This window comes from Streptomyces sp. UNOC14_S4 (assembly GCF_020740835.1).
GTDB lineage: Bacteria > Actinomycetota > Actinomycetes > Streptomycetales > Streptomycetaceae > Streptomyces.
Window position 1 is genome coordinate 1 of the sequence record NZ_JAINFC010000244.1, and the last position, 10,954, is coordinate 10,954.

The following is a 10,954-nucleotide window of genomic DNA, read 5'->3' on the forward strand; positions in this document are numbered from 1 at the left end:
CTCTGGCGCGGGCCCGCGCCCGCCCCGCGCCGCCCGGTCACCGCCCGGTCACCCGGTCGGACGAGCCGAAGAGCGTCGCGCTTGCGCTCCTTTTGGGGAAGATCTGACGAAAGGGCGGCTCGGCGGCTGCGGTTGAGCGAGGATGCCGGTTCGGCTTCCGTACGGGCTCCGCCGGGACCGCCGGGCTCCGTCGGGTTCCGTACGGGTTCCGTCGGGCTCCGCGCGGAAGCCACGGCGAGTCGTGGCAGGAGCTCGTGGCGCCCGCGGTGGACCCGAAGAACCGTCAGGAACCGTCGGAAAAGCGGAAGAGTCGACTCATGCAGGTGTGGCCGGGACAGGCGTACCCCCTCGGCGCCACGTACGACGGCGCCGGCACGAATTTCGCGGTCTTCTCGGAGGCCGCCGAGCGGATCGAGCTGTGCCTGCTGCACGACGACGGCTCGGAGACGGCCGTGGAGCTCCGGGAGAGCGACGCCTTCGTGCGCCACGCCTACCTGCCGGGCGTGATGCCGGGCCAACGGTACGGCTTCCGGGCGCACGGCCCGTACGACCCCGGCAGGGGCCTGCGCTGCAACTCCGCCAAGCTGCTGCTGGACCCCTACGCCCGGGCCGTGAGCGGGTCGGTCGACTGGAACGAGGCGGTCTACGGCTACCACTTCGGGCGGCCGGAGAAGCGCAACGACATGGACTCGGCCCCGCACATGATGGCCTCGGTCGTGGTCAATCCCTATTTCGACTGGGGCGACGACCGGCCGCCGCGCACCGACTACCACCGCACCGTGATCTACGAGGCGCACGTCAAGGGCCTGACGATGCGCCACCCGGCGCTGCCGGAGGAGATCCGCGGGACGTACGCGGCGCTGGCGCACCCGGCGGTCATCGAGCACCTGACGGAGCTGGGGGTGACCGCCATCGAACTGATGCCGGTCCATCAGTTCGTGGACGACCACCGGCTGTCGGACGCGGGACTGGCCAACTACTGGGGGTACAACACCATCGGCTTCTTCGCCCCGCACAACGCCTACGCCTCCTGGGGCGACCGGGGCCAGCAGGTCCTGGAGTTCAAGTCGGCCGTGCGGGCCCTGCACGCGGCGGGCATCGAGGTGATCCTGGACGTCGTCTACAACCACACGGCCGAGGGCAACCACCTGGGGCCCACCCTCTCCTTCCGGGGCCTGGACAACGCCTCGTACTACCGGCTGGCGGACGACCCGCGCTACTACATGGACACCACGGGCACCGGGAACTCGCTCCTGATGCGCAGCCCGCACGTGCTCCAGCTCATCATGGACTCGCTGCGCTACTGGGTGACCGAGATGCGGGTGGACGGTTTCCGCTTCGACCTGGCGGCGACGCTGGCCCGGCAGTTCCACGAGGTGGACCGGCTGTCATCGTTCTTCGACCTGGTGCAGCAGGACCCGGTGGTCAGCCAGGTGAAGCTCATCGCGGAGCCGTGGGACCTCGGGGAGGGCGGCTATCAGGTGGGGAACTTCCCGCCCCTGTGGGCCGAGTGGAACGGGAAATTCCGGGACACTGCCCGGGACCTGTGGCGCGGCGAACCCGCCACCCTGGCGGAGTTCGGCTCCCGGCTGACCGGCTCCTCCGACCTCTACCAGGGCGACGGCAGGCGGCCCCTGGCCTCGATCAATTTCGTCACCTGTCACGACGGCTTCACGCTGCACGACCTGGTGGCGTACAACGACAAGCACAACGAGGCCAACGGCGAGCAGAACCGGGACGGCGAGAACCACAACCGGTCGTGGAACTGCGGCGCCGAGGGCCCCACGGACGACCCCGGAATCCTCGCCCTGCGCGAGCGGCAGACGCGCAATTTCGTCGCCACGCTCCTCGTCTCGCAGGGCGTGCCGATGCTCAGCCACGGGGACGAGTTCGGCCGCACCCAGCACGGCAACAACAACGCCTACTGCCAGGACAACGAGATCTCCTGGGTGCACTGGCCGCACCCCTCCGGCGAGGCCGGTGAGCGGGCGCGCCGGATGCTGGCCTTCACCCGCGCCATGGTGTGGCTGCGCCGCGACCACCCCGTGCTGCGGCGGCGCCGCTTCTTCCACGGGCGGCCGGTGCAGGGCACGCACGACGAGCTGTCGGACATCGCGTGGTTCACCCGCGAGGGCGAGGAGATGCGGGACGAGGACTGGCAGGCGTCCCACGCGAAGTCGCTGACGGTCTTCCTCAACGGCGGCGCGATCTCCGAGCCCGGCCCCCGCGGCGAGCCCGTCACCGACGACTCGTTCCTGCTGATGTTCAACGCGCACGACCGGCCGCTCGGCTTCACCGTCCCGGTGAACCACGGCACACAGTGGCAGCTGATCGTGGACACGGCGCGCCCGGAGGGCGTGGCGGCGGACGGGCCGAAGATCCGGGCGGGCGCGCGGGTGGTCCTGACCGACCGCAGCCTCGTCGTCCTCCAGCGCCCGGCGTAGTCGCTACAGCGGCGCGCAGTCGCCACGGCGGGCACGTAGTCGCCACGGCGGCGTAGTCACTGCGGCAAGGCCCCCGGTTGTGGGTACGTACGTTCCCATGATGCTCGAGAGCACGCCCCCGACCGCCACCTACCGGCTCCAGCTCCAGCCCGGCTTCCCGTTCGCGGCCGCCGAGCGGGTGGTGCCCCTCCTCGCCGGTCTCGGGGTGTCGCACCTGCATCTGTCGCCCGTGCTGGAGGCCGTGCCCGGCTCCACCCACGGCTACGACGTGGTGGACCACACGGCCGTACGGGCGGAGCTCGGCGGCGAGGAGGGGCTGCGCGCCCTGTCCCGCACCGCCCGCGCCCACGGCCTCGGCCTGGTCCTCGACATCGTCCCGAACCACATGGCCGTGCCCGCGCCCGTACGGCTGAACGGGCCGCTGTGGGAGGTCCTGCGGGACGGGCCCGCCTCCCGGTACGCCCGGTGGTTCGACATCGACTGGTCCGAGCACGGCGGGAAGGTGCTGCTGCCCGTGCTCGCCGGACGGCTCGGCGACGAGCTGGAGCACCTCACCGTGGCGGACGGCGTGCTGCGCTACCACGACCATGTCTTTCCGCTGCGGCCCGGTTCCGAGCGGCTGCCGCTGCCCGAGCTGCTGGACGCTCAGTGGTACCGGCCCGCGTGGTGGCGGCTCGCCCGGACGGAGCTGAACTACCGGCGGTTCTTCACCGTCTCCGAGCTGATCGCCGTCCGGGTCGAGGACCCCGAGGTGTTCGCCGCCACCCACGCCAAGGTGCTGGAGCTGGTGCGCGACGGGGTGGTCGACGGGCTGCGCGTCGACCATCCGGACGGGCTCGCCGACCCGGTCGGCTACCTGCGCCGGCTCGCCGGGGCCACGCGCGGGCGGTGGACGGTGGTCGAGAAGATCCTCAGCGGTGACGAGCGGCTGCCCGCCGACTGGCCGGTCGCGGGGACCACCGGCTACGACGCCCTGCGCCACCTCGACGGCCTCTTCACCGACCCGGAGGGCGCGGCGGAGCTCGCCGCGCTCTACCGCGCCCGCACCGGCCTGCCGCCCGACCGCGGCGGTGACTGGCCCGCCACCGTGCGCCGCGCCGCCCACCGGGTGGTGAGCCACGAACTGGCCGCCGAGGTCGAACGGCTGGTACGCACCGCCGTCCGGGTGTGCGAGGGCACACACCGGCTGCGCGACCACGCGCCCTGGGCCCTGCGCACCGCCCTGCGCGAGATCCTCGTCCAGCTGCCCGTCTACCGGCCGTACGCGGTGCCGGGGCGCCCCGTGGCACCGGTGGACGCCGGACTGCTCGACGAGGCCGCCCAGGGGGCACGTACGGCCTTCGCCACGCCCGAGGAGGCGGAAGTGGTCGAGGTCGTCCGGGACGCGGCCCTGGGGCGCCTGGGGGACGGGCCGGACCACCGGGACTTCTGCGCGCGCTTCGCGCAGACGGCGACCGCGCTGCGCGCCAAGTCCGTCGAGGACACGGCCTTCTACCGCTACGCGCCACTGCTGTCCGCCACGGAGGTCGGCGGGACGCCCGACCGGCCCGCCGTCGGCCCGCACGAGTTCCACGCCTACTGCGCGCGCGTGCAGCGCGACTGGCCCGCCACGGGGACGGTCCTGTCCACGCACGACACGAAGCGCAGCGCGGACGTGCGGGCGCGGATCGCCGCGCTCACCGAACACCCCGGCCTGTGGGCCGATCTGATGGACCGGGTGGCGGCAGGTGCGGCGGCCGGCGTCCCGGCCCCCGACCCGCACGTGGCGTGGCCGGCCTGGCAGAGCGCCTTCGGGCTGGGCACGCCCGACGCGCGGCGGCTCGTCCCCGCCGTGCTCAAGAGCGTGCGGGAGGCGGCACTCCGTACGACCTGGACCGAGCCCGACAGCGGCTACGAGGAGGCCGTCCGCTCCTACGTGACGGCCGGACCCGGCGGGCCGCCCGCCCGTGCCGCGCTCGCACCGCTGGAGGACGCCGTGGGCCCGTCCGTACGGGCGCACACGCTGGGGGCGGCACTGCTGCACCTGACGATGCCCGGCGTCCCCGACCTCTACATGGGCACCGAACGCGTCTACACGGCCCTGGTGGACCCGGACAACCGCCGCCCGCCGTCCTTCCCCGACGACGAGGAGGCCGACGGGCTGTCCGCCGAAAAGCTGCGGCTGACCCGTACGGCGCTACGACTGCGGCGTACGCATCCCGACTGGTTCGGCCCGGCCGCGTCCTACGACCCGCTGCCCGCCGACGGCCCCGCTGCGGACCACTGCGTGGCCTTCACCCGCTCCGGCCGGGTGGTCACCGCGGTCACCCGGCTCCCGGCCCGGCTGGCGCGGGACGGTGGCTGGCGCGACACGTTCCTGGAACTGCCCGGGGAGAGCACATGGCGCGAGCTGCTGACGGACCGTGAGTACGCGGGGCGGGTGCCGCTGGCGGAACTGCTGACGGCATGGCCGGTGGCGCTGCTGGTGCGGGCTTGAGTGCCCCGTCAGGGGCGCGGGGAACTGCGCGAGCAACCCCCACCGGCCTGCACTCGCCGAACAGCATTGCGAGCCGAGCTCGAAGGCGGTTTGGGGGCGCGGGGAACTGCGCGACCAGCCACACACGACCCGCAGCCGCCGGGCGGTCGGCGCCAGCCGAGATCGTAGGCAACGGCCGCGGACGAAAACCGGTGGACGCCCCCGCCACCCGCCTTCTACGGTGCCCGGGCCATCCATGGGAAGGAACCCTCTTCATGACCGAGCTGGTCGTCCGCGCGCTCACCGAGCACGACACCGCTCTCTTCACCACCCTGCAGGACCCCGGCCTCGTCGGCCGCGCCGCGTTCGGCCACCGCTACGTCCCCGTCCACGAAGGCGGGGACTACCGCCCGGAGTGGACTTGGGTCGCCCTGCGTGACGGCAAGGTCGTCGCGCGCGCCGCCTGGTGGGGTGCTCAGGACGACGAGAAGCCCATGCGCCTCGACTGGTTCGACTTCGCCGACGGCGAGGAGGAGGCCGCCGCGCTGCTGCTGCGGTCGGCGCCGCTGTCCGCCGAGTACAGCATCATGGTGCCGCCGGGCTGGCGCGAGCGCCCGGAGACACGGGCCGCTGCCGAGGCCCGCGTCGCGGCCGCCGAGGCGGCGGGTATGCGCCGGCTGGTCGAGCGCTACCGCTATGTGTGGACGCCGGACCACGGGCTGCCGGAGCGCCCGGGACGGCTGGAGTTCCGGCCGGAGCCCGACGACACGGTGGTGCGGGACGTACTGCTCCGCGTCTTCGAGGACACGCTCGACGCGCACGACCGCAACGCTCTTCAGGAGGGCGGACCGCAGGCCGCGCTCGACGACCTGTGGGGCTTCCTGGAGTGGCTGCCGTCACCGCGCTCCTGGTGGAAGCTCGCGTACACGCCCGGGGGCGAGGTCGCCGGTATCCAGATCCCCGCGCACAACCCGAGCGGGCCGTGCGTCGGGTACATCGGCGTCGTGCCGGAGCAGCGCGGCCACGGCTACGCGTACGACCTGCTGGTCGAGTGCACCCACGACTTGGTGGCGGAGGGTGCCGCGCGGATCGTCGGCGCGACGGACCAGGACAACTTCCCCATGGCGGCCAATTTCGCCAAGGCGGGCTACCCGGTGAGCCAGGAGCAGATCGACCTCGTCCCATAGGCGGCCCCGCCCCGGGGAATTCGGGCACCATGGGCAGCACCGCCGTCGAGGGGAGCCGTCCGTGCTGTTCGAGGTGTGGGCCCCGCGGGCCGAACGGGTCGCGCTGTACGCGGAGGGTGAGGCGTACGCGATGGAACGCGACCCGGCCCGCGACGGCTGGTGGCGGTGCGCCGCGCCCGGCGCGGACGGCACGCGCTACGGCTTCGCCCTGGACGGCGGGCCGGTGCTGCCCGACCCACGCTCGCGGCGCCAGCCGGACGGCCCGGACGGCCTCGGTGCCGTCGTCGACTTCACCGCCTTCCCGCCGCTGCGGAAAGGCCCGGGTGTGCCGCTGTCCGACGCGGTGCTGTACGAGCTGCATGTCGGCACGTTCACCGGGGACGGCACCTTCGACGCGGCGGCGGCCCGGCTGCCGCACCTGGTGGACCTGGGCGTCACGCACGTCGAGCTGATGCCGGTGTGCCCGTTCCCCGGCACGCACGGCTGGGGGTACGAGGGCGTGTCGCCGTGGGCCGTGCACGAGCCCTACGGCGGTCCCGCGGGCCTGCGGCGCTTCGTGGCCGCCGCGCACGGGCTGGGGCTGGGCGTCGTGCTCGACGTGGTCCACAACCACCTGGGGCCGTCCGGCAACCACCTGCCCGCGTTCGGCCCGTACTTCACCGACACCCACCACACGCCGTGGGGCGCCGCCGTCAATCTGGACGCGCCCGGGTCGGCGGAGGTCCGCGCGTATCTGACGGGCAGTGCGCTGGCCTGGCTGCGGGACTACGGGCTCGACGGACTGCGGCTGGACGCGGTGCACGCCCTGGCGGACAGCAGGACGCCGCACTTCCTCGCCGAGTTGTCCGCCGCCGTGGACGGCCTGGCCGAGCGGCTGGGGCGGCCGCTGCTACTGATCGCCGAGTCGGATCTGAACGACCCGGTGACCACCGCGCCGCGCGCGGCGGGCGGGCACGGTGTCCACGCGCAGTGGAACGACGACTTCCACCATGCCCTGCACACCCTGCTGACCGGTGAGTCCCAGGGCTTCTACGCGGACTTCGCCGCCGATCCCGCGCGTGCCCTCGCCAAGACGCTGACCGGCGGCTTCTTCCACGACGGCACGTACTCCTCGTTCCGGGGGCGCCGTCACGGCCGTCCGCTCGACCCGGGCGCGGTGCACGCATACCGGCTGCTCGGCTACGCCCAGACCCACGACCAGATCGGCAACCGGGCGCTCGGCGACCGGCTCTCCGCGCGCCTCTCCCCCGGGCTGCTGGCGTGCGCCGGGGCGCTGGTGCTGTGCTCGCCGTTCACGCCGATGCTGTTCATGGGCGAGGAGTGGGGCGCCCGGACGCCCTGGCAGTTCTTCACCGACCACACGGACCCGCATCTGGCACGGGCCGTACGCGAGGGGCGGAGGCGCGAGTTCGCCGCGCACGGGTGGTCCGCGGAGGAGGTCCCGGACCCGCAGGACCCGGCCACCCGGGAGCGCTCGTGCCTGGATTGGTCCGAGCCGGAGCGGGAGCCGCACCGGGAGCTGCTGGCCTGGCACCGGCGGCTGATCGCCCTGCGGCGCGATACCGTCGCGGGGCGCCCTTCCGGCACGGGGTGGGCGACACGGGTGACGGCGGCGGGGCGGCGGGTGCTGCTGCGGCGGGGTGACCTGTGCGTGCTGGTCAACGCGTCCGGGGAGACGGCTTCGTTCGGTCTGGAGGCGGGCGGCGGGCCGTACGAGGTCCTTGCCGCATGGCGGCCCGTCGAGCCGCCGGGCCGGGACGGTGTGTGCACCGTCCCGGCGGAATCAGCGGTCGTGCTGCGCGGCGCGGCGGACTCGGCCTCCGGCGGCTGACGCGGTCAGCTCTCCGGGCCAGCTCTCTGGATCAGCTCTCCGTGGGGTGCAGCCGGAGCGAAATGGAGTTGATGCAGTAACGCTGGTCCGTGGGCGTGGGGTAGCCCTCGCCCTCGAAGACGTGGCCCAGGTGCGAACCGCACCGGGCGCACCGCACCTCGGTCCGGATCATCCCGTGCGACCGGTCCTCCAGCAGTTCCACCGCGGACGAGTCCTTCGGGTCGAAGAAGCTCGGCCAGCCGCAGTGGCTGGCGAACTTCTCCGTGGAGCGGAAGAGCTCCGCCCCGCAGGCCCGGCAGGCGTAGACGCCCGGGGCCGTGGTGTCCGTGTACTCCCCGCGGAACGCGGGCTCCGTGCCGGCCTGGCGGAGCACCTGGTACTCCGCCGGGGTCAGCTCCGCGCGCCACTGCTCGTCCGGCTTGTCGACCTCGTACGCCATCTCGCCCCTCCCGGGCAGTTCGTCAGCTCTCCAGGCGCGCGAGGATGCGCGGACCGAGGTCGGTCACGTCGCCCGCGCCCATGGTGAGAACGAGATCACCGGGCCGGACCATTCCCGCGATCACGTCGGGCACGGCGGCCATGTCGTGCTCGGGACGGACGTCGGCGCCGTGCTCGCGCGCGGAGTCGATGATCAGGGCGCTGGTGATGCCCGGGACCGGATCCTCACGGGCCGGGTAGATGTCCAGGACGACGGAGGAGTCCGCGAGGGCGAGCGCCTCGCCCATCTCGGTGCCGAGCTCCTGGGTGCGGCTGAAGAGGTGCGGCTGGAAGACCACGAGCACGCGCGCGTCGGCGGCGGCGCCGCGGATGGCCTCCAGGTCGGCGGTCATCTCGGTGGGGTGGTGCGCGTAGGAGTCGATGACCTGGACGCCCTTGGCCTCGCCCTTGAGCTGGAGGCGGCGCTTGACGCCGGTGTACGAGCCGAGGGCGGAGGCCAGGTTGTGCAGCGGGAGACCGAGGGCGACACCGGCGGCGAGGGCGGCGACGGCGTTGTGCGCGTAGTGACGGCCGGGGACGGACACCGTGAAGGTGAGCATCCTGCCGTTGATGAGGACGGTGACCTCGCTGGTCAGGCCGCGCGGGTTGACCTTGAGGACCCGGACGTCCGCGTCCTCCGACTCGCCGTAGGTGACGATCTCGATGTCGTGGCGGCCGGACACCCGCTCGGTCAGCTCGCGGGCGCCCGCCTGGTCGGCGGCGATGACGAGCGTGCCGCCCGGCCGGATGCGGCCGACAAAAGTCTCGAACGACTCGTAGATCTCCTCCATCGACGCGTAGTTCGCGTGGTGGTCGAGCTCCACGTTCAGGATGATGGCGACCTCGGGCGCGTACTTGTGGAAGCTGCGGTCGCTCTCGTCGGCCTCCGCCACGAAGATCTCGCCCGCGCCGTGCCGCGCGTTGGAGCCGGGGGCGTCGAGGTCGCCGCCGATGGCGTACGACGGGTCGAGGCCGAGGGTGTCGAGGGAGACCGCGAGCATCGAGGTCGTGGTCGTCTTGCCGTGCGTACCGGCGACGGCGATCGGGCGCAGGCCCTCCATCAGCCCGGCGAGCGCGTCCGAGCGGTGGACGACGGGGATGCCGCGCTCGGCGGCGGCCGCCAGCTCGGGGTTGTCGGCGCGGATGGCGCTGGAGACGACGACGCAGGTGGCGTCCTGCGCGAGGTGGTCGGCGGCGTGCCCGATGTGCACGGTCGCGCCCAGGGCGCGCAGGGCCTCGGCGGTCGCGGACTCCTTGGCGTCGCTGCCCGCGACGTGCGCGCCGCGCTGCGCGAGGATCTTCGCGATGCCCGACATGCCGGCGCCGCCGATGCCGATGAAGTGCGGTCGGTCCATCGTCGTGGGGACGGCCGGTGCCATGTGCGGTGCTCCCTGGGGTCGGGGGGGTCGGGTCCGGATCAAGCTACAGGCCCGATTGTTGCACCCGCCGCCGACAGCCCCACCCTCGGCCGCCCCATACCAGCCCTATTCCTCTCATACCGGGCGGATCAGACCGGCGGCGAGGCCCGCGGCGATGGCGGCGGTGCGGCTGTCCACGCCGAGCTTTCCGTAGATGTGCACGAGGTGGGTCTTCACCGTCGCCTCGCTGATGAACAGGCGGCGGGAGATCTGCTTGTTCGCGAGGCCCTCGGCGAGCAGTCCCAGGATCTCGGTCTCGCGGGGCGACAGGGCGGGCCGTCCGGCCCGGACGCGGCCCAGGAGGCGGGCCGCGACGGGCGGGGCGAGGACGGTCTCGCCCCGGGCGGCGGCGTGGACGGCCGCGGCCACCTCCTCCGGGGGCGCGTCCTTCAGGAGGTAGCCGGTCGCTCCGGCCTCGACGGCGGCGAGGATGTCGGCGTCGGTGCTGTAGGTGGTGAGGATCAGCACGGCGGGCGGGTCCGGCAGGGCGGTGATGCGGCGGGTGGCCTCGACGCCGTGCATCCCGGTGCCCATCTGGAGGTCCATCAGCACCACGTCGGGCCGGACCCCGCCGTCGGGAAGGCCGTCGCGGAGACCGTCGAGGAGGCGCAGGGCCTCCGCGCCGTCGGCGGCCTCGCCGACGGCCGTCACGTCGGGCAGTTCGTCGACCATGGCGCGCAGCCCGCGCCGGACCACAGGGTGGTCGTCGACCAGGAGGACGCGGATCACGCGGCGGCCTCCTTCTCCGGGATGCCGTGATGCGCGGGCGCGGGTGCGGGCTCGGGCGCAGGCGCGGGCCCAGGCACGGGCAGCGTCACGGCGACGGCCGTGCCCTCGCCCGGCGCGGACTCCACGGTGAAGGTGCCGCCGAGCTCGGCGATGCGCTCGCGCATGCCGTGCAGGCCGAAGGTCCTGCGCCCGTCGGCGGGCCCGGCGCCGGGGGCGAAGCCGACGCCGTCGTCGTAGATGTCGAGGGTCACCTGACCGTCGAGGTAAGCGAGGGTCACGGCGGCGCGGTCGGCGCGCGCGTGCCGGGCCACGTTGGCGAGTGCCTCCTGGGTGAGGCGCAGCAGGGCCACCTCGCTCTCGACCGGCAGCGCGCGGGGCTCGCCGTCGAGGTGGAAGGCGGCGGTGGGCACCTG

At 73.6% G+C, this 10,954-nt stretch carries 8 protein-coding genes; 4 read left to right on the plus strand and 4 right to left on the minus strand.

The features are described from left to right. Positions 1-317 precede the first annotated feature (317 nt). The 4 genes from glgX (at position 318) to treZ (ending at position 7,917) form a co-directional block, all read left to right on the plus strand. Positions 318-2,444 carry a glycogen debranching protein GlgX gene (glgX, locus tag K6I34_RS21440; protein ID WP_229327949.1) on the plus strand — a complete coding sequence of 709 codons (2,127 nt, stop codon included), beginning with the start codon at positions 318-320 and terminating at the stop codon, positions 2,442-2,444. A 97-nt stretch (positions 2,445-2,541) separates the two neighbouring features. Continuing rightward, the gene (treY, locus tag K6I34_RS21445) at positions 2,542-4,920 is read left to right on the plus strand and encodes a malto-oligosyltrehalose synthase (protein ID WP_229327950.1); all 2,379 of its coding nucleotides are present in this window, start codon (positions 2,542-2,544) and stop codon (positions 4,918-4,920) included. A 254-nt stretch (positions 4,921-5,174) separates the two neighbouring features. Next, positions 5,175-6,086, plus strand: coding sequence for a GNAT family N-acetyltransferase (locus tag K6I34_RS21450; protein WP_229327951.1), 912 nt, complete (start codon positions 5,175-5,177; stop codon positions 6,084-6,086). Positions 6,087-6,147: 61 nt separating this feature from the next. Next, positions 6,148-7,917 (plus strand): malto-oligosyltrehalose trehalohydrolase, encoded by a 1,770-nt coding sequence (gene treZ, locus K6I34_RS21455; RefSeq protein WP_229327952.1) that lies wholly within the window; start codon positions 6,148-6,150, stop codon positions 7,915-7,917. 31 nt (positions 7,918-7,948) lie between these two features. Here the strand turns inward: treZ and msrB are convergent, their stop codons facing one another. The 4 genes from msrB to K6I34_RS21475 form a co-directional block, all read right to left on the minus strand. Then, positions 7,949-8,356 carry a peptide-methionine (R)-S-oxide reductase MsrB gene (gene msrB, locus K6I34_RS21460; protein WP_229327953.1) on the minus strand — a complete coding sequence of 136 codons (408 nt, stop codon included), beginning with the start codon at positions 8,354-8,356 and terminating at the stop codon, positions 7,949-7,951. Positions 8,357-8,378: 22 nt separating this feature from the next. Further along, positions 8,379-9,773: a UDP-N-acetylmuramate--L-alanine ligase gene (gene murC / locus K6I34_RS21465; RefSeq protein ID WP_229327954.1), complete on the minus strand. Its 1,395-nt coding sequence runs from the start codon at positions 9,771-9,773 to the stop codon at positions 8,379-8,381. Positions 9,774-9,887: 114 nt separating this feature from the next. Further along, a complete protein-coding gene (locus tag K6I34_RS21470) occupies positions 9,888-10,541 on the minus strand; it encodes a response regulator transcription factor (RefSeq protein ID WP_229327955.1) in 654 nt (217 codons plus the stop codon). Beyond that, positions 10,538-10,954: sensor histidine kinase (locus K6I34_RS21475; RefSeq protein WP_238489493.1), on the minus strand; the 417-nt coding region annotated here is incomplete at its 5' end. The genes K6I34_RS21475 and K6I34_RS21470, both read right to left, overlap by 4 nt.

Excerpts from the sequence above, each read along its gene's own strand:
- K6I34_RS21450 (WP_229327951.1), top strand. The coding sequence starts at position 5,175 with ATGACCGAGCTGGTCGTCCGCGCGCTCACCGAGCACGACACCGCTCTC.
- msrB (WP_229327953.1), bottom strand. The coding sequence starts at position 8,356 with ATGGCGTACGAGGTCGACAAGCCGGACGAGCAGTGGCGCGCGGAGCTG.
- murC (WP_229327954.1), bottom strand. The coding sequence starts at position 9,773 with ATGGCACCGGCCGTCCCCACGACGATGGACCGACCGCACTTCATCGGC.
- glgX (WP_229327949.1), top strand. The coding sequence starts at position 318 with ATGCAGGTGTGGCCGGGACAGGCGTACCCCCTCGGCGCCACGTACGAC.
- treY (WP_229327950.1), top strand. The coding sequence starts at position 2,542 with ATGATGCTCGAGAGCACGCCCCCGACCGCCACCTACCGGCTCCAGCTC.